Source organism: Arthrobacter sp. Soil761 (assembly GCF_001428325.1).
Lineage (GTDB): Bacteria > Actinomycetota > Actinomycetes > Actinomycetales > Micrococcaceae > Arthrobacter.
Genome location: NZ_LMSF01000023.1, coordinates 419,576 through 438,039 on the forward strand (window position 1 = coordinate 419,576; position 18,464 = coordinate 438,039).

At 65.9% G+C, this 18,464-nt stretch carries 14 protein-coding genes; 6 read left to right on the forward strand and 8 right to left on the reverse strand.

All coding sequences use genetic code 11. The features are described from left to right. Positions 1 to 4: 4 nt before the first annotated feature. The 3 genes from ASG79_RS14045 (at position 5) to ASG79_RS14055 (ending at position 5,169) form a co-directional block, all read left to right on the forward strand. Positions 5 to 1,567 (forward strand): APC family permease, encoded by a 1,563-nt coding sequence (locus ASG79_RS14045; protein ID WP_018769944.1) that lies wholly within the window; start codon positions 5 to 7, stop codon positions 1,565 to 1,567. Between the two features lie 180 nt (positions 1,568 to 1,747). After that, complete coding sequence (locus ASG79_RS14050) at positions 1,748 to 2,308, forward strand: hypothetical protein (protein WP_056391962.1); 561 nt, start codon at positions 1,748 to 1,750, stop codon at positions 2,306 to 2,308. After that, positions 2,305 to 5,169: an ATP-binding cassette domain-containing protein gene (locus tag ASG79_RS14055; RefSeq protein WP_056391964.1), complete on the forward strand. Its 2,865-nt coding sequence runs from the start codon at positions 2,305 to 2,307 to the stop codon at positions 5,167 to 5,169. The genes ASG79_RS14050 and ASG79_RS14055 overlap by 4 nt, the downstream gene beginning before the upstream one ends. 213 nt (positions 5,170 to 5,382) lie before the next feature. Here the strand turns inward: ASG79_RS14055 and ASG79_RS14060 are convergent, their stop codons facing one another. The 6 genes from ASG79_RS14060 to ASG79_RS14085 form a co-directional block, all read right to left on the reverse strand. Then, positions 5,383 to 6,132, reverse strand: a complete 750-nt coding sequence (locus ASG79_RS14060) for an SDR family NAD(P)-dependent oxidoreductase (protein WP_056391966.1) — start codon at positions 6,130 to 6,132, stop codon at positions 5,383 to 5,385. A gap of 142 nt (positions 6,133 to 6,274) precedes the next feature. Beyond that, positions 6,275 to 7,270 carry a Gfo/Idh/MocA family protein gene (locus ASG79_RS14065; RefSeq protein WP_056391968.1) on the reverse strand — a complete coding sequence of 332 codons (996 nt, stop codon included), beginning with the start codon at positions 7,268 to 7,270 and terminating at the stop codon, positions 6,275 to 6,277. Continuing rightward, entirely contained in the window at positions 7,267 to 8,169 is a 903-nt protein-coding gene (locus tag ASG79_RS14070) for a sugar phosphate isomerase/epimerase family protein (protein WP_056391970.1), read from the reverse strand. The genes ASG79_RS14065 and ASG79_RS14070 overlap by 4 nt, the downstream gene beginning before the upstream one ends. Then, positions 8,166 to 8,753, reverse strand: a complete 588-nt coding sequence (locus tag ASG79_RS14075; RefSeq protein ID WP_056391971.1) for a VOC family protein — start codon at positions 8,751 to 8,753, stop codon at positions 8,166 to 8,168. Before ASG79_RS14075 ends, ASG79_RS14070 begins: the two co-directional genes overlap by 4 nt. Further along, positions 8,750 to 9,745 (reverse strand): LacI family DNA-binding transcriptional regulator, encoded by a 996-nt coding sequence (locus ASG79_RS14080; protein WP_018769936.1) that lies wholly within the window; start codon positions 9,743 to 9,745, stop codon positions 8,750 to 8,752. The genes ASG79_RS14075 and ASG79_RS14080 overlap by 4 nt, the downstream gene beginning before the upstream one ends. Beyond that, positions 9,738 to 10,718, reverse strand: coding sequence for a Gfo/Idh/MocA family protein (locus ASG79_RS14085; RefSeq protein ID WP_056391973.1), 981 nt, complete (start codon positions 10,716 to 10,718; stop codon positions 9,738 to 9,740). Before ASG79_RS14085 ends, ASG79_RS14080 begins: the two co-directional genes overlap by 8 nt. A gap of 171 nt (positions 10,719 to 10,889) precedes the next feature. Here ASG79_RS14085 and ASG79_RS14090 point away from each other — a divergent pair, with 171 nt between their 5' ends. The 3 genes from ASG79_RS14090 to ASG79_RS14100 all read left to right on the forward strand — a co-directional run bounded on the left by ASG79_RS14090 (position 10,890) and on the right by ASG79_RS14100 (position 13,775). Beyond that, on the forward strand, positions 10,890 to 11,537 hold the full coding sequence (locus ASG79_RS14090) for a bifunctional 4-hydroxy-2-oxoglutarate aldolase/2-dehydro-3-deoxy-phosphogluconate aldolase (protein ID WP_018769934.1): 648 nt from the start codon (positions 10,890 to 10,892) through the stop codon (positions 11,535 to 11,537). After that, positions 11,534 to 12,082, forward strand: a complete 549-nt coding sequence (locus ASG79_RS14095; protein WP_056391975.1) for an AAA family ATPase — start codon at positions 11,534 to 11,536, stop codon at positions 12,080 to 12,082. The genes ASG79_RS14090 and ASG79_RS14095 overlap by 4 nt, the downstream gene beginning before the upstream one ends. Before the next feature lie 271 nt (positions 12,083 to 12,353). After that, positions 12,354 to 13,775, forward strand: coding sequence for an MFS transporter (locus tag ASG79_RS14100; protein WP_056391977.1), 1,422 nt, complete (start codon positions 12,354 to 12,356; stop codon positions 13,773 to 13,775). A 110-nt stretch (positions 13,776 to 13,885) separates the two neighbouring features. Here the strand turns inward: ASG79_RS14100 and metH are convergent, their stop codons facing one another. Continuing rightward, positions 13,886 to 17,530, reverse strand: coding sequence for a methionine synthase (metH, locus tag ASG79_RS14105; protein ID WP_056391979.1), 3,645 nt, complete (start codon positions 17,528 to 17,530; stop codon positions 13,886 to 13,888). A 510-nt stretch (positions 17,531 to 18,040) separates the two neighbouring features. Next, the gene (locus tag ASG79_RS14110; protein WP_056391981.1) at positions 18,041 to 18,352 is read right to left on the reverse strand and encodes a 4a-hydroxytetrahydrobiopterin dehydratase; all 312 of its coding nucleotides are present in this window, start codon (positions 18,350 to 18,352) and stop codon (positions 18,041 to 18,043) included. Positions 18,353 to 18,464 lie beyond the last annotated feature (112 nt).

Below are 18,464 nucleotides of genomic sequence, written 5' to 3' on the forward strand. Positions count from 1 at the left end.
CGGCATGGATGAATTCGGCTACACCCAGACCCTTGACCGGAGCATCGGCAAGTTTGCCAGCTTCGCCGCAGGTGTCAGCTATATCTCCATCCTCACCGGTGTTTTCCAACTGTTCTACTTTGGTTTTTCCATGGCCGGCCCGGCGTACGCCTGGTCCTGGCCCATCGTGTTCGTCGGCCAGCTGATGGTGGCCCTGTGTTTTGCCGAACTGGCCGGCCGCTACCCCGTGGCGGGTTCGGTCTACAACTGGGCCAAGCGCCTGGCGTCCGGGACCTCGTCCTGGCTGGCCGGCTGGCTGCTGCTGTTGTCCTCCATCATGGCGCTGGGCTCCGTGGCACTGGCCCTGCAGATCACCCTGCCCCAGCTCTGGTCCGGCTTCCAGTTCGTGGGTGACGGCACAGGCCCCTACGACTTCGCCATGAACGGCGTGGTGCTGGCCACCATCATGATCACCATCTCCACCCTCATCAACGCGTTCGGCGTGAAGCTGATGACCAGGATCAACAGCATCGGTGTCTTCGTGGAGCTGATCGCGGCCGTGCTGCTGATCCTCGCGCTGGGCTGGCATGTGGTGCGCGGCCCGGAGGTCTTCTTCCAGACCAACGGCTTCGGCGAAGGCCACGACCTGGGCTTCTTCGGCGTCTTCCTGATCGGCGCCATGGCCTCCGGCTACGTCATGTACGGCTTCGATACTGCCAGTTCGCTGGGCGAGGAAACCAAGGATCCCAAGAAGACCGCTCCCAAGGCCATCCTGCGCGCCGTTACGGCATCGTTCCTGCTGGGCGGGGGAATCCTGCTCTTCGGCATCCTGGCCGCGCCGGACCTCGGCGACCCCCAGGTGGGAGCGGCCGACGGCGGGCTGCAGCACATCGTGCTCTCCGTCCTGGGCGGCCCGTTCGGCAAGGCCTTCCTGGCCTGCATCGTGGTGGCCGTGGTGGTCTGCACCCTGGCCGTCCACGCCGCCGCCATCCGCATGATGTTCGCCATGGCCCGCGACAACAACCTGCCCTTCAGCCGGCAGCTCAGCAAGGTGGATCCGGTCCGCCGGACCCCCACTGTCGCCGCCATCGTCATCGGAATCATGGCCGTCATCCCGCTGCTGGTCAACGTGATGCAGCCGGCCATCTTCACCATCCTGTCCAGCATCAGCATCGTGCTGATCTACCTGTCCTACCTCCTGGTCACGGTTCCCCTGCTGCGCAAGCGGTTCCTGAGGAAATGGCCGCTGGCCGATGACGTTTCCGAGCCCGGGTTCTGCATGGGCAAGTGGGGCGTTCCCGTGAACATCCTGGCCGTCCTGTGGGGCGCTGCCATGACGGTGAACCTGGTGTGGCCCCGCCCGGAAATCTACAACTCGGTGCCGCCGTTCGAGTGGTACCTGCAGTGGGGCGGCGTGATGTTCGTGGCCGCCGTCATCATTGGCGGGACCCTCCTCTACCGCCTGAAGATCCGCCACCAGACAGGGGTACTGGCCGAGCACGCCGCAGCCGTGGCTGCCCACCCGTCGTCGAGCGCCACACGCGCCGCTTCCGGGGAGCACCACCTGGTGGACGTGCAGGTGCCATAGGGCTGCTGCTGCAGCAGGGTCCGCTGCAGCAGCGCATACAAAGGAAGGGGCCGACGGCGGCACTCACGTGAGTGCCGTCGTCGGCCTTTTCTGCGCCTCCGGCCACCGCCATGTTGAGGCCCGTCGTCACACAAGGAAGCGGCCTCCTGATCCGGAGCGGCAACGCCCTACCCTTGACAGGTGACTTTGACTAAGATTCGTACCGCCGCCGCGGGCTCCCTCGCCGCCGCCGGTCTCCTGTTGACCCTCGCCGGCTGTTCCACCCCGGCCGCCACCCAGCCAAGCGCCTCTGCGCCCGCTTCCTCAGCTTCTGCCAGCGCCGCGTCCACCACAGCCGGCCCCTGCGCCGGGGTTAAGGTCATCGTCGATTCCGGCGCCCTGAAGCAGGCCGCTGCGGACACCTCCACCTGCGTGTCCGTGGACGGACCCACCGTGGCGTCCAAGGTGCTCGACGAGGCAAAGGTCAAGACCGAGGGCACCACCCAGTACCCCAACGAAATCGTGTGCCGCGTGAACGGCGTGCCCGCCGCCGACTTCGACATCAAGCACAAGGACGGCACCTACCGCGAAGAGTGCAAGGGCATGCCCGCCGCTTTCGCCTACTGGGGTCTCTGGGTCAAGCCCGCCTCCGGTGAATGGGCCTACGCACAGGAAGGCCTCGCCACCTTGAAGGTGAGCCCCGGTGAGAGCCTGGAACTGCTCTTCACGGTCGACGGCGAGCCGGCCGCGCCCGCGGCATGACCTTCCGGCCCGCGCCGTTGCGCGCAGCGGCAGTCCTCGCCGCTGTGTTCATCGCGGCGCGGGTCATTTACCGCGTCCTTTTCAATGGGGCGGGCACCGGCAGCCCGGTCCTGCTCGACCTGCCGCCGCTGCGGCTTCCCGCCCCGTATGCCCATGTAGTCTTCCTCGGTCCGGTCACCGCGCCGGGCCTCTGGCAGGCGGTGCTGTCCGCCCTGCCCATTGCGGCGACCATCCTCGGCTTCGGCCTGCTCAACGCGTGGGTTGATGTGTCCCGCGGCTTCGTGCGGCTGGCCCGCGGCGGCCCGCTGCAGGGCGTGGCCCGGATGCTGGTGGTGGCATGGGCGGCCCTCCCCGCCCTGTCCGACGCCGTCGCCTCCGTGCGCCTGGCGTTCCGGCTGCGGGGCGAACGCTTCGGCCCCCGCGCCCTGGTCCCCATACTGGAGCGCACCCTGGAGCACGCCGGGCGGGTTGCCGCAGCTTTGGAGCTGCGCGGTTTCGGGAGCCGGGCAGCGCACCAGCCAGGGCTCGACGGCGGCCTGCCGCTTATCGTCCGGAACGCACAGTTCCGGATTGGGGACACCTGCGTAAGGGTTGACGGGTTCGCGCCGATGCCCGGCTCCGTCACCGTGATCACCGGGCCCACGGGTTCCGGAAAGTCCACCATCCTGCGGGGCATCGCCGGCCTGCTCTCCCACGTTGACGGCGGAGCGGTTTCCGGCACCGTTCTCGCCGGCGGACTGGACCGCGCCGCCACACCGCCGCGGGACACCGCCCGCCTCATCGGCACCGTGCTCCAGAATCCCCGGGCTGCCTTCGCCACCACCCGGGTCCGGGATGAAATTGCCCTGGCCCTTGAGCTGCGCGGCGTGCCGACCGCCGCTGCGCAGGCGCGGGTGCTGGAGGTGGCCGGGCGGATCGGAATCCCGGCACTGCTGGACCGGAATGTCAGCACCCTCTCGGCCGGTGAGGCGACGCTGGTGGCCATCGCCGCCGCCGTCGTGGACCATCCAAAGCTTCTCCTGGCGGACGAGCCCCTGGCGGATCTTGATACGGCAGCCCGCGCACGCGTCATCGCAGTGCTCAACGCACTCGCCGGCGACGGCGTCTGCGTCATCGTGGCGGAGCACCGGGCGTCAGCACTCGCCCCCGTCGCCGATGCATGGTGGACCATTGATGGTGGCGCGCTGGTGCAGGGTTCTGCGCCGCCCGCGGCGCCGGTGCCTTCCGGTGACAGTCCGGCGCGGGAGGTGGCCGGCTCCGTGCCGGTGCTGACGGCGGCCCACCTCGCCGTGCACCACAAAGGTACGCCGCTGGTGCGCGACGCGTCCCTGGCCCTCCACCCCGGTGAAGTGGTGGCACTGGTGGGGCCGAACGGAGCCGGCAAGTCCTCCCTCCTGGTGGCGCTGGCCCTGGGTGAGGGAGCTGCTGACGAAGGAGTGCTCGACGGCGGCCGGGTGGCCCTGGTGCCGGACGCGTCGGACGACCTCTTCACCAGCGACACCGTGTCCGGAGAGCTCCGTGCGGCCGAGCGGCGCCTGGCCCGTGGAAAGAGTGGCGCTCGTGGGAAGAGTGGTGCCCGTGGGAAGAAGGGCGGACAGCCCGCCCCCGGCTTTGCGGCGGCACGCCTGGCCCGGCTGCGGGGAGGCGTGCAGATTCCCATTGGCCACGAGCATCCCCGGGACCTCTCTGCCGGTGAGCGCAGGATCCTCGCCATCGCGCTGCAGACCATGGACAGCCCGCAGGTCCTCCTGATCGATGAGCCCACGCGCGGCCTGGATCCCGCGGCGCGGACGGCTGTCTCGGCGGCTTTGCGGGCGGCGGCGGATGACGGCGCCGCAGTCCTGATTGCCACCCACGACCTTGAGTTTGCCCGCGGCCTGGGCGCCCGGATCCTGCCGATGCGGGACGGCGTGGCGCCTGCAGCCAAAGCAGCCATCAGCCCCGAACCGCTTGTCCTCCCATCGCGGCCAGCAGCAACGAGGCCACAGCCAGCGACCCTCAACGAGCAGGCAGGCCCACGGGACGCTGCAAAGCCCCGGCGCCCCCGGATGCCGCGGGCGCTCGAACTGGCAGTCCTCGCGGCCGCAAACCTGCTGGCCCTCGCGGCCTTCTCCTGGCCGCTGCTCGCCGCCGCCGTGCCGCAGGATGCCACCGCTGCCCTCCCCTACGCTGCGCTGGCCATCGCACCCGTGGCCGCGGTCGCCGTCGTGGTGTCCCTGGACGGGTCGGTCCGCTCGGCACACACGGTGGCACTGCTGGGCGTGCTGGCGGCCGTCGGTTCCGCTGTCCGGGTGGCGAGCACCGGCGTCGGCGGCGTGGAGGCGGTCTTCATCCTGCTGATCCTGGCGGGCCGGGCGTTCGGTCCACGGTTTGGCCTGCTCCTCGGCGCCGCCACCATCGCCGTCTCCAGCGTGCTGTGGGGTGGGATCGGGCCGTGGACGCCGTTCCAGATGTTCGCCTGCGCCTGGGTGGGCGCCGGTGCCGGGCTGCTCCCCCGCCGGGTGCGGGGCAGGGCCGAGCTGTGGATGCTGGCAGGCTACGGCGTGGTGGCATCGTACCTGTTCGGGCTGCTGACCAACCTGTGGTTCTGGCCCTTCGCCGTGGGCGCCGGCACCGGCATCTCCTACGTTCCAGGCGCGCCGCTGGCCACCAACCTCAGCAGCTTCCTGCTCTACTCGCTGTTGACGTCGACGGCGGGCTGGGACACCCTGCGCGCCGTCACCACAGTGCTCGGGATCGCCGTGGTGGGCCGCGCCATCCTCGCCGCGCTGCGGCGGGTAAAGCCGGTCTCCAGCGAGGGTGGGCAGGCCGCGCGGCCCCGGCCCACCCACGTCGTGGACCCGCTACAACTCAGGGCCTGAGGACCCGCCGAAAGATAGTTGCGTTGGCATGAGCTGTGGATGAATCATGCATCCTTCCGCATGGTTATCTTCAAAATCTCGCGCTTTTGTTGCAGCTCCTGTGACCCTGATCTCATCACTACAAGCTCTTCGATCATGAGAGGCATGAAGAGCTGTCCCATGCCAGTGACTGCACAGGCCATCCGGCACCAGCCCTAAGCCCTAAGCCCCGGATCAGGTTCCTATTCCCAGGTGGGCTCCGCCTGCCACATCGAGGGATACGCCCGTGATGTAGCGGTTGTCCGGGTCGGCAAGGAAAAGGATGGCGCGGGCGACTTCCTCTGGTTCGGCGAACCGGCGCATTGGAAGCTGGGCGGCGCGCTTGGCGCGGTTTGCGGCTGCATCAGGGCCAGAGTCTTTGGCGAATTGCGCCCACATGGGAGTGTTTACCGGGCCGGGCGCGATGGCGTTGACCGAGATGCCGTTGGGGCCGAGCAGCTCGGCGAAGGACCACATGATGTGGAGTACTGCGAGTTTGCTTGCGTTGTAGGGCAAGTAGTTGAGGCGGGCTTCTTTGGCTGCAACGGAGGACAGGATCACGATGGCGCCGGCAGTGCCGGTCCCAATCATTGATTGTGCGGTTTCGCGGACCATCGTGAAGGTTCCGGAACCGTTGATCCGCATGATGGAGTCGAATTCTTCGGTCGTTGTTTTCATGATGTCCGGCGTGGCACCCAGGACTCCAGCTGCGTGGACGAGAGCGTCGATGCGCCCGTGCGTGGTTGTGACATCACGGACGACTGTGGCGCATTGTTCTTCGGAGGTGATGTCCAGCGGGAAGAAGCCGGCCAGTTCCTGGCCATCCTTCGGGCCGCGGTCGGCACCTATGACGAGTGCCCCTTCGGCTGTGAGTGCCTCGACGACTGCATTACCGATTCCGCCGCTTGATCCGGTCACCAGAACGACTTGGTCTTTGAGGCTCATCTGATTTCTCCGCTTATCTGTTGCTGCCCTGCGGCTGGCTGGTGGGCTGCTCGTTTCATCTTTCCAGCTCCTTACTTGAGGTTCTATGGGGGTGAGCCGTCACTCCGGGCGCGGACCAGGGTGGTGCACCTGCCCGTGCTGCCTAGCTGTTGCCGCTAACGGCGTGGCTTGCCCATTGCCGGCCTTCTTGTTCTTGTGTGGGCAGTCCGGAGGCGGCGAGGACCTGGTCAAGCAGCCGCTGGGTATGGACGGCTTCGCGACCGGAGGTCAGTGGCTGTTCCCTGTCGGCCACCCGGTCCAGGAAGTGGTGGACGGCGGCGGAGAATCCGAGTGTGTCGGTCGCCGTTGCCCAGCCATACGCCTCAGAGCTGAGCTCCCGTGAGGTTGTGACTCCCTTGACGGTGGTCGACACGGTCTCCGGCGCCCTGACTTCCACGGTCTTGCCATCGCCGTAGGCGTCGAGTTTCTCATTCCAGGCACCTGCTGTCCGGGCAGCCATCAGCACTCCAGTGTTGCCGGTGCTGAAGCGGATCATGGCTGCGACGCCGTCTTCTTCCCAGGGGTCGTCACCGGCTGCGTGTGCGGCAACGTCCACGGGATCGCCGCCGCAATACCAGCGGAGCAGGTCAACCATGTGAATGGCGTTCTCGAACGTTGCACGGTATTCGGATCCGGGGCGGTTCTTCTGCGCGACGCAGAAGGTAGCGCCTTTTGCGCCGAACAGCTCACGGCCGGCGGCATAGACGGGTGCGTAGCGGCGGTTGAAATCCACCATGAGGATGCGGCCGCGCTCGTCGGCCAGGTCCGCCAAACGTTCTGCTTCCTCGGTTGCCGGGGCAAGAGGTTTTTCGCAGAACACATCGACGTCGTTGTTGAGGCACAACTGGACCGCGTGCGCGTGTTCGGATCGGGGTGTGAGGACGAAGACGGCATCCAGGTCCTGCGCGTCCAGCATGTCCTCCACTGACCGGTAGGCGGCGCCGAATCCCCAGCGCCGAACCAGGTTGCCCGGGTCCTCGCGGCGGGATACCAGGGCTGCCAGCTCCACATCATCGCGCTGGACGAGTGTGGGTAGTTGGGCGATGGTGGCGATATTGCCTGCGCCGATGACGCCGACGCGGAGGCGCTGCCCGGTCATCGGGCGTTCTCCATTTCAGCCAGATCAGTGAGCATTCCGCGCAGTGCGGTCACGGATTCCCGGAATCCGTCCTCAGGGGTGGGGAGGTCTTGCGGGTGCCAGCGGTACTCATACTCGATACTCAGCAGGTCATCGTAGCCGTGGCGCAGCAGCGCAGCGAGGATCTGGGGCCAGGGAAGAACACCGGTACCGATGACCCTTGATCGGACGGCGCGCTCGGACGCGTCGACGCGCGCTGTTTCCGTGGCACGGAAAGCTGCGTTCGGATCGGTGAACACGAGGTCCTTCACGTGCACGTGACCGATCAGGTCGCCCTGGACGGCAAAGGCTTCCTCGAACGTCTCGTCATGGGTGAAGGTGAGGTTGGCCTGGTCGTAAAGAACACGAACGGCCGGGTGGGCAACCTCCCGGACGAGCGCAGCGGTTTCTGCCGCGGTCTGGGTCATGGTGCCGAAGTGGTTCTCCACACACAGCCGCACGCCGGCCTGTTCAGCCTCGGGTGCCAGGGTCTGCAGGGCCTCCCGCAGTTTCGCCCATCGCCGGTCACGATCGGTGTCACCGGGATGCCACGCTCCCGCGTATACACGCACCCGGTCGGCGCCAAGCAGGTGGGCGGTCTCAATTGCGCCGCGGAATTCGTCAACTCCCCCGCGCCACTGACTCTCGTCAAGGGAGTTGATGGCCGTGGTGTAGGGCGTGAGGCCAAGGATCGGAAGGCCCTCGCCGTCTGCCGCCGTCAGTGCCTCCATGGCGGCGCGGCGGTCCCCCAGCGGCAACCCTGAGGTGTAGCCGTTTTGGTAGATGACTTCCGCGGCATCAAGCCCTGCGTCCCGGAAGAGCTTTAGCGCTTGGGGGACCGTATGGTGCGGAGTGCCTAGTGTGTGACCTGCAAACCTCATTGTTGATTGTCCTTCCTGGAAGTGTGTTGTGTTGCCGTCCAGTCCGCTGGACCGACGAGCCTGGGTGGGGACGCGACCCGGGATCGGTCGACGATCTCCATCAGCAGGCCCCAAGGGGTGATGAAGTAGGTCCAGCGGTTGCCGGCCACGCGCGGGCTGTCGCCGGCGACTTCTTTGCGCTCCCCGAGCACGCGGACTCCCGGGGTTTCCTGCAGTACGGCGATCGCTTCGTCAACGTCGTCCACGACAAAGCACAGGTGGTGTCCGCCCGAGTCGCAATGCCGTGGCGGGGTCTCGCGCCGCTCGGCGCTGCTCCATTCGAACAGCTCAATGTTCAGATTCGGGGGCAGGCGAAGCATGGCGAGCGTGAGTTTCGCATCGGCCGGGACGTCGAAGTTTGTGGGCATGAATTCTTCGTCAGGCCCACGTTCGGAGCGGTACAGTTCCTCGGCCCCGAGCACGTCGACGAAGAACCGGACGCCCTCCTCGAGGTTGGGAACGGTCAGGCCGATGTGGTCCGCATGCTGGAGCCCCGGCAAACGCCGCAGTGAGCCTGCTGTGGCATCGTACCTTTGCGCGGTCATTTGCGCGGTCCTGCAGTGGAGGCACGGACAAGAAGCTCAGGTTCGAGCACGATGTGGTCCACGGAACCGTCCGCGTTCTGCTTCTCGGCCAGTTCGATGGCGAGGTGTCCCATGTCGGAGATAGGCTGCCGGATGGTGGTCAGGGCCGGGTTGAACCGGGCCCCCAAAGCCAGACCGTCGAAACCGATGACCGACACGTCCTCCGGTACACGCACGCCGCTTCTACCTAGGGCCGAGATGACCGCAAAGGCCACCATGTCATTCGCGGCGATGATGGCCGTCGGCGGATTCTCCATCTCTAGGAAATGCTCTGCCCCACGCGTACCCGCATCCAGATCCGACCCGCTGTCCAGCACAACAGGTGCACTGCCGCTCTCGGCGGACAGCTCCAGATACGCGTCCATCCGGTCCTGGGCGGTGTGCGTACCGGCGATGCCGGAAACATAGCCAATGGAAGTGTGCCCCAGTGAGTGCAGGTGGTCCAGCGCAAGCTTAATTCCGCGGCGGCTGTCGACGGTGACAGTGGGAACCGTATCATCGCCTTCCACCCGGTCGATCACCACCACCTTGTGGCCGAAATCGAAGCGCTTCAACGCCTCGGTATCGACCTTCGTGGAGGGCGCGACGATACCAAAGGGGGCATACATGGCCTGCATGGCGACGAAGTATCCCTCAGTTTTAGCGGGGTCCCCATTGGTGACGCAGAGCAGCAGCTGGTAGCCGCGCTCATCCGCCGCCTGCGTCATCGTCTTGGCCAGTTCTGCAAAGAACGGGTTGGTGATGTCAGGGACGATCAGCGGGATGAAGGTGCTGGTCTTTCGGCGGAGTGCCTGGGCGAGTGGACTCATTGTGTAGCCAAGGCCCTCGGCAACCCGGAGGATGTGCTCGCGGGTTTCGCTCTTCACCGCTTCCGGCCGGGAGAATGCCCGGGAAACCGTTGAGCGGTGGACACCGGCCGCCTTCGCGACAACGTCAATACTTAGGTCAGCCATCTTCTTTTCCTCCGCGCTGGTCGTCATACGCCTGCCAGATCGGGCGCATCACATCTTCGAGCTGGGCCAATGTTGGCAGCCCCTTGAATCCATCTTCCAGTGTCTGGGCGACACGGCGCACGAACGGATCATAGAGAGGGTCACTGTCCACGTCGATCACGGCAGACTCCGTTGTCCCGTCCAACGCGGTGAACGTGGCAGAACCATCCGAGTTGACGGAGGCGAATCCTGCCCCGCCCGCCGACGTGTAGCTGCAGTACCGCTTCAACGGCGAACCCGGGAAGGCGTACCCCACCTCCACAATGGCTTCACACCCGCTCGGGGTGGTGATGATGAGACTGGCATGGTCCTCAACAGCCCCGCCATGCAGCGCCGCCGACAGCCGCGACTCGACACTCGCCGCTGACTCGTCACAGGCCTGCAGGAACAGGTCCACGAAATGCGGTCCCAGGTTTGCCAGGCACCCTCCCCCGGCGGTGGAAGGGTCCAGCATCCAAGGGTTGCCGTTAGCCAGGTAACGCGAAGGCGGACCGGCAATAAAGGAGATCCTCTGGTACGTAGGCCGGCCAGCCTTGGCCAGCCAACGGTCCGTCGGACCACCCCGCTGGACCAGCGGGACGGTGACCGGGACGCCGGCTGCCTCAGCCGCCTTGCGCACCTGCGAAAGTTCCGTCAAGGACGTTCCCAGCGGCTTCTCCACCACAATGGGGATGCCACGCTCGATCAGGGCAAGACACTTTTCGGCCATTCCATCGTGCGGGCCGAAAACATAGGCGAGCCCCACCCCGGGCAGATCGAGCAGGCTCCGCCAGTCCGCCTCAACGGGAGCGGCCCAAGTCTTTGCCAGTCCCTGAACGAGTGACACGTCCTCGTCACTGATGCCGACGACCTGGTGTTCTTCGCCGATTGCCCGGGCATACAACGGAACGTGCCAGTGTGAAGCACCAAGAATGATCGTGCGTGTTTTGCTCACCCTCACAGCTCCTTTGCTAGGTATGGGTCTTGCTGTCCACTCAGCATGAGATCGGTTGCTGAGATCGGTTGCAATAACAGTATGGATGGTGGGAAAGTTTGTCAACGACACTTCAACAGTGGCCCAGGCAACAAAGGATCATCCCAAGCCTCGGCCCCAAGAAAGGCCACCATGTACAAGAAACTCCGCACCCTGCAGACCATCGACGAATCAGGCGCCGTCCTCATCGTCCGTCTCGAGAACGCCGACGTCGCAGAACGTGTTGCCGAAGCTGCCATCGCCGGAGGCTTCCGCGCCCTTGAAATCACACTTTCGATCCCAGGCGCCGTCGAGGTAATCCGCCGCCTCGCCGCCAAACATGCTGCCAATGGAGTCGCGATCGGCGCCGGAACGGTGCTGGACGAGCACGCAGCCTATGAGTGCATCCGGGCCGGGGCTGAATTCCTGGTCAGTCCCCAGCTCAACCCGGCGATGATCCGGACAGCAAACCGGTACCAGGTGCCCACCGTTAGCGGAGCCTACACGCCGACCGAGCTTGTTAACTCCGCCGAGGCAGGCGCTGACATCCTCAAGCTCTTCCCCACCGAAGCCGGCGGTATCCCCTACGCAAAATCCGTTCTCGCTCCACTCGCCCACCTGCCGATCATGCCGGCCGGCGGCGTCACCCTGGAGAACGTAGGCGAATGGTTCGCCGCGGGCGTAGCCGGCGTCGGCGTCGGCAGTTACGTCACCAAAGCATGGCAGCCCGACGGCGACTTCAACCGCGTCACCAAAGCCGCCAAGGAGTTCCTGTCAGCAGTGGCAGAGGCCCGCCGATGACGACCCCTAGCGTCTTTGTCGTGATCGGACCGGCCGGCTCGGGGAAAACAACGGTCGCACAGAAAACAGCAAGAGAAAACAACGCGGCCTACCTGGACAAGGACCGGGTATGCGGACGCTTTGTCGAGTTCGCACTGAAGGCAACCGGACACGACCCCACCGACCGGGAGTCCAACGAGTACTACCGCGAAAACCTGCTTCCCCTCGAGTACGAGACCCTCATGGACGTGGCCGGGGCTAACCTGCGCCTGGGCCGGTCCGTCGTGCTCGACGCCCCCTTCGGGGCCTACTTCGAAGACCCGGATTTTCTGACCAACGCTGCGAAGAAGTTCGATTGGCCACCTTCCCAAACCACGGTGGTCCGGGTGAGGGTCCCGCAGGACCTTCTACGCGAACGGCTCACCCTCCGCGGCCTGGAACGGGACCAATGGAAGCTCACCCACTGGAATGAGTATTGGTCGGTCTACGGAGACCTGGAATGCGCCTGGTCCGGCGTGCAGTACCTGGACTTCAACAACGAGACACCCCTTCCGGCAGAGGGGTAATGGCCCCACCGCTGCACCCACTGCCGCAAAGCGGTTGCCCCTCCTAGAGGGGCGACACCAGAATCTGCGACGAGGCTCACAAAAAACGTTGACAAGTCTGTTCTGTCGTCCGTAATCTGATTGCAACCGATCTCAGCAACCGATCTCAGCAACCGATCTTATTGGTTTTGCTGATCCGCCAAGGCGGTAACGGCAGCTGCAGCCGGAGCATTGACCGCCCCGGCTCAACCCCTAACCCCTCCTCAGCAAACGTGGAAGTATGGAGAGTTCAATGAAGACCTCAAAAGATGCGCTCGACAGCTCGGGCCCTTCGGGATTTCCGGAAGTGCCGGAGCCACGCAGGCGCTCCGTCAACATGGTGGCAGGCACGATCGGCCACTTCGTGGAGTGGTACGACTGGTACATCTACGGGCTGCTGGCAGCAGTATTCTCATCGCAGATTTTCCCCGGCGACTCCCCGTTTGCGTCCCTGGTCGCAGCACTGCTGACCTACGCAATCGGGTTTGTCGTCCGCCCGCTCAGCGGAATCATCATTTCACCACTGGCCGACCGTTTCGGCCGCAGGCTCGTCCTGACGCTCTCCATCTCCGGAATGGCGCTCGGCGCCTTGATCATCGGTCTCACGCCGTCATTTGCGACAATCGGGTACGCAGCGCCAGTTCTTTTCCTGGTTGCACGCATTCTTCAAGGCATCTCGGCCGGCAGCGAGCAGCAGAGCGCAATCGCTTTCATGGTCGAACACGCTCCCGCGAACCGGAGGGGCCTGTTTGGCTCGTTCTCCAATATGGCAAGCGGCCTGGCGACCCTCGCCGCGACCGGTGCCGCCGCGATCGTGACCTCCTCTTTTGCTCCCGGCGACCTCGCCGCCTGGGGATGGCGCATCCCGTTCCTCATAGGCGGTGTCCTTGGCGTAGTCGGGCTTATCCTGCGGGCTCGCTCTGACGAGACCCCTGAGTTTGAGGCGACTGCCCTTGTCGACCAAAAGTCCGCGGCGGCGCGCCTGATGGACCTGCTGCGCGAACACCCGAAGGCTCTGCTGCAGGCAGCTGCGCTGTCTGCTCCGGCCGTGGCCTACTACACCTGGGCCACCTTCCTTCCCACCTATGCCAAGCTGACCACCGGCCGCGACCTGTCCTCCACTCTTGCCGGAAGCGTTATCGGCCTTGCCTTGCTGGTGGTCATCGTGCCGGTCTGCGGATACCTTTCCGACCGCCTCGGCCGACGAAAGATCTTCCCCATCATCGGTGCCATCGGCATGATCGTGCTCTTCTACCCACTGCTTCTGCTGCTGAACCAGCCAGGCTTCGGCGTGTACGTTCTGGTCTCAGCGTCGGGATGGGTGGTTCTTGGAATCTGGCAGTCGGTCTATCCGACAATCCAGGCCGAGCTGTTCCCGGCTTCTGTCCGGGTCTCCGGAATCGGCTTTGCACACCAGATCGTGATCGCCGTCTTCGGAGGCACTGCACCACTGATTGCCGCTGCATTCGTCGGCGCCGGACAGCCCATGTTCGTCGCGTACTACATGATCGCCATTGTCGCCCTCTCCCTCATCGCCTACTTCACGCTTCCGGAAACTGGCAGCAAGGGCCCGCGTGCCACCGTCGCCCCGGCAGACCGCGAAGTGCTGGAGGGAGAGCACCTGCTCTTCGAGACTCCACACGGCGGGATCCAGGCGCACAATTCCAAGCCATAGGCGTCCTTCTGGTGCCCTCGTAACCATGCAACGCCCCGCACTTCGGGGATCGCCCTCGACCGAGACCTGGTCGAGGGCGATCCCATGCCCGGCCAACGACCGGCTTCACCTCACACCTTGAAGTACTTCGCCTCCGGGTGGTGGAACACGAACGCGTCGGTGGACTGTTCGGGGTGCAGCATCAGCTCATCGCTCAGGACCACGCCCATCCGCTCGGGCTTCAGCAGCTCGGTGACCTTGCGGCGGTCCTCCATGTCCGGGCAGGCGGGGTAGCCCAGCGAGAACCGGGCACCGCGGTAGTCCAGCCTGAAGTACCCTGCCGTGTCCTTGGGCTCCTCGGACGCGAAGCCCAGCTCCTTCCGGATCCGGGCATGCCAGAACTCGGCAAGCGCCTCGGTGAGCTGCATGACCAGGCCGTTGAGCTCGTAATAGTCGCGGTACTGGTTGGCCGCGAACATCTTGGACGTGAACTCTTCGATCTTGGAGCCGGCGGTGACCAGCTGCACGGGCAGCACGTCGATCTGCCCGGACTCGCGGGACTTCACGAAGTCGGCCAGGCACAGGTGCCGGTCGCGGCGCTGACGCGGGAAGTCGAACCGCAGGCGGTCGGTGCCGATCGGGCCGCCTGAACCGCCGTCCGGGGCGAGCAGACCGGCCTGGCCCAGGACGCCGTCGGGATCCTCGCCGTGGTGAAGCACCACTACCTGCTCCCCTTCGGAGACCACGGGGAAGTAGCCGTAGGCGACGGACGCGTCCAGCATGCCCTCGCCCAGGATGCGGTCCAGCCAGTACCGCAGGCGCGGCCGGCCCTCGCGTTCCACCAGTTCCTCGTAGGAGGCACCGTCCTCGCCGCGGCCGGGCTTGAGGCCCCACTGCCCCATGAAGGTGGCGCGCTCGTCGAGGAACGCGGCGTACTCGTGGAGCGAGACGCCGCGGACAATGCGGGTGCCCCAGAACGGCGGCACGGGAACGGGGTTGTCGGTGGCGACGTCGGACCGGCCGGGCATGGCCTCGGGCTCGGTCACCGTGAACTTCGCGCCGCCCTTGTGGATGCGCTTCTTCAACGGCGGCAGGCCGACGTCGTCCGGCGACTCGCCACGGGCCACGCGCACCAGCGGCTCCATGAGGGAGAGGCCCTCGAAGGCGTCCTTGGCGTAGCGGACCACGCCGTCGAACTGCTCCGCCAGGTCCTGCTCCACGTAGGCACGGGTGAGGGCTGCACCGCCCAGGATGACCGGCCATTTCTTGGCCAGGCCGCGGGACTGCAGCTCCGCGAGGTTTTCCTTCATCACCACGGTGGACTTCACCAGCAGGCCGGACATGCCGATCACGTCGGCGTTGTGCTGCTCGGCTGCGGCGATGATCTCGGCGATGCCCTGCTTGATGCCGATGTTGATGACCTTGTAGCCGTTGTTGGTGAGGATGATGTCCACCAGGTTCTTGCCGATGTCGTGTACGTCACCGCGGACGGTGGCGATCACCATGGTGCCCTTGCCGGACGAATCCGACTTCTCCATGTGCGGCTCCAGCAGGGCGACGGCATTCTTCATCACCTCGGCGGACTGCAGCACGAACGGCAACTGCATCTCGCCGGCGCCGAAGCGCTCGCCCACCACCTTCATGCCCTCGAGCAGGTGGTCGTTGATGATGCCCAGCGGGGTCATGCCCTCGCTGCGGGCCAGGTCCAGGTCCTCTTCGAGGCCCTTGCCTTCTCCGTCGATGATGCGCCGCTCCAGGCGCGCGCCGGTGGGCAGCGCCGCGAGTTCGGCGGCGCGCTGGTCCTTGAGCGCTGCGGTGTCGACGCCGGCGAAGAGGTCCAGCATGCTGGCCAGGGGGTCGTACGTGACGTTGCCGTCGGCGTCGTATTCGCGGCGGTCCCAGACCAGGTCCAGGGCCACCTTGCGCTGCTCTTCCGGGAGGGAGGCGAGCGGGACGATCTTGGCGGCGTCGATGATGCCGCTGGTCAGGCCGGCCTGGACGGCCTCGTGCAGGAACACGGAGTTCAGGACGATGCGCGCTGCGGGGTTCAGGCCGAAGGAGACGTTGGAGACGCCGAGCGTGGTGTTGATGCCGGGGTACTTGGCGGTGATCTGGCGGATGGCCTCGATGGTTTCGATGCCGTCCCGGCGGGTTTCCTCCTGGCCGGTGGCCACGGGGAAGGTGAGGCAGTCGACGATGATGTCCTCGACGCGCATGCCCCATTCGCCCACCAGGGCGTCCACCAGGCGGGAGGCGATGGCCACCTTGCCCTCGGTGGTGCGGGCCTGGCCCTCTTCGTTGATGGTCAGGGCGATGACGGCGGTGCCGTGTTCCTTGACCAGGGGCATGATGCGGGCGAAGCGGCTGTTGGGGCCGTCGCCGTCCTCGTAGTTGACGGAGTTGACCACGGGGCGGCCGCCGATGAGTTCCAGGCCGGCCTGCAGGACGGGCGGCTCCGTGGAGTCGATGACCAGCGGGAGGGTGGAGGCGGAGGCGAAGCGGCTGACGACCTCTTTGATGTCCGCGACGCCGTCGCGGCCCACGTAGTCGACGCAGACGTCCAGCAGGTGGGCGCCGACGCGGATCTGTTCGCGGGCGATATCCACGCAGTCGTCCCAGCGTTCCTCGAGCATGGCCTGGCGGAAGGCCTTGGAGCCGTTCGCGTTGGTACGTTCGCCGATGGCCAGGTACGCGGACTCCTGGTCGAAGTTCACGTGCTGGTAGAGGGAGGCGACGCCGGCCTCGCGTTCTTCGGGGATTCTCGCCGGCGCGTTGTCTTCCTTGGTCTCCACGGCTTTGGTGCGGAAGGGGGCAAGACGTTCGACGACGGCGGCCATGTGCTCCGGCGTCGTACCGCAGCAGCCGCCCACCAGGCCCAGGCCGAATTCGCGCACGAACTGCTCGTGCGCGGTGGCGAGTTCGGAGGGTGAGAGCGGGTAGTGGGCGCCGTTGGCGCCGAGGACAGGCAGGCCGGCGTTGGGCATGCAGGCGATGGCGACGGAGGACTGCTTGGAGAGGTGGCGCAGGTGCTCGCTCATCTCGTCCGGGCCGGTGGCGCAGTTCAGGCCGATGGCGTCCACGCCGAGCGGTTCGAGGGCAGTGAGCGCGGCGCCGATTTCGGAGCCCATGAGCATGGTTCCGGTGGTTTCCACCGTCACCTCCACGAAGATGGGGAGCCGGACGCCGCGGGAGACGATGGCCTGCTTGCAACCGTTGACGGCGGCCTTGGTCTGCAGGAGGTCCTGGCTGGTTTCGATGAGGAAGGCGTCCGCGCCGCCGTCGATCAGGCCCTCGGCCTGCAGGGCGAAGGTCTGCTTGAGGTAGTCGTAGCTGGTGTGGCCGAGGCTGGGAAGCTTCGTGCCGGGTCCCATCGAGCCGAGGACCCAGCGCATGCGGCCGTCTGTCTGCTCTGCCGCCTCGGCGCGTTCGCGGGCGATGCGGGCGCCTTTTCTCGCCAGTTCCTCGATGCGGTCATCGATGCCGTAGTCGGAGAGGTTGGACCAGTTGGCGCCGAAGGTGTTGGTTTCGACGGCGTCGATGCCGGTGGCGAAGTAGGCGTCGTGGATGTCCGCGATGACGTCCGGGCGGGTGTCGTTGAGGATCTCGTTGCAGCCCTCGAGGTTTTGGAAGTCCGTTTCGAGCTGCAGGTCCCGGCCCTGAAGCATGGTGCCCATGGCGCCGTCGGCAATGACCACGCGGTGGTTCACGGCGTCCAGGAGCTCCTGCGAACGGGCAGGGCGGGGCACGGACTCAATATCAAGCGCAAAACGAGGCATCTAAACAGGTTACGTGCGACACGCCGAAACATTGCTTCGTATGTCAGTGTGCTACGACGGGGGGCTCCGTGCGGCTATGCATCGGCTTGTCCACGGCATCGCGGTCGCCGTCTAACGAGCAAGTGATAGCAGGTTTAACTGCTCCCGATAATGAAGATTCTGCCAGTCCGCCGAGGCGCGGAACTGGCAGTCTTGGCGCTACCGTAGGGCCCCCCAAGGCAGGAGTCACATCTTCAACATTCGTGGCTGCCTAGGCGCTGAGGCCAAAGTAGCCATCATTCCGGCTACAGCAGGTTGAAGAAATACACGCACGGAAGTGCCGGAACGGCCAGCGACAGCATATGAGTGAGCAGGGCGACGGTGACTCCGAGACTTCCAAGAATTTGGCACCCGCGTGCACAGGGGCATCGGGGTGTCAGCGGCCCCGATGGCGCTTACACCGACCGCGGGTCTTGGCGTATCCGCTTAGCGCCTCGACGATCCGTTCGCGCCGTGCCCGACGGCGCGGACTCACTCCTCGGCGGCGACCCCGAGGTCCGCGGCGTGGCCGCTGATGGTGCGGGCCAGGTCGATGTCACGGATGGTGATCCCGCTGACATCGTGGCTCGTGAGCGTGACGCCGACCTCGCGGTAGGTGAGCGTGAGGTCGGGGTGGTGGTTGGCCTCCTCGGCGGAGGCGCCAATTCGGTTCACGAGCTCCAGCCCGGTGGAGAAATTCCGGGTCCCGAAGGTGGCGGCGAGGACCTCGCCGGTAACGCGCCAGCCGCTAAGCCCCGCCTCGGCGAGCTCGGCGGCGGACAGCTTCCGTTGAGGATCAGTCATGGTGCCATCATGGCTCCGGATGGCCGCCGTGGGCTACCCCTGATGCACCACTCCGCCAAGGGTGATGGCAGGCGCCAGCGGCTGAGGGCAAAACGTCGGCATTGCGCAGGGA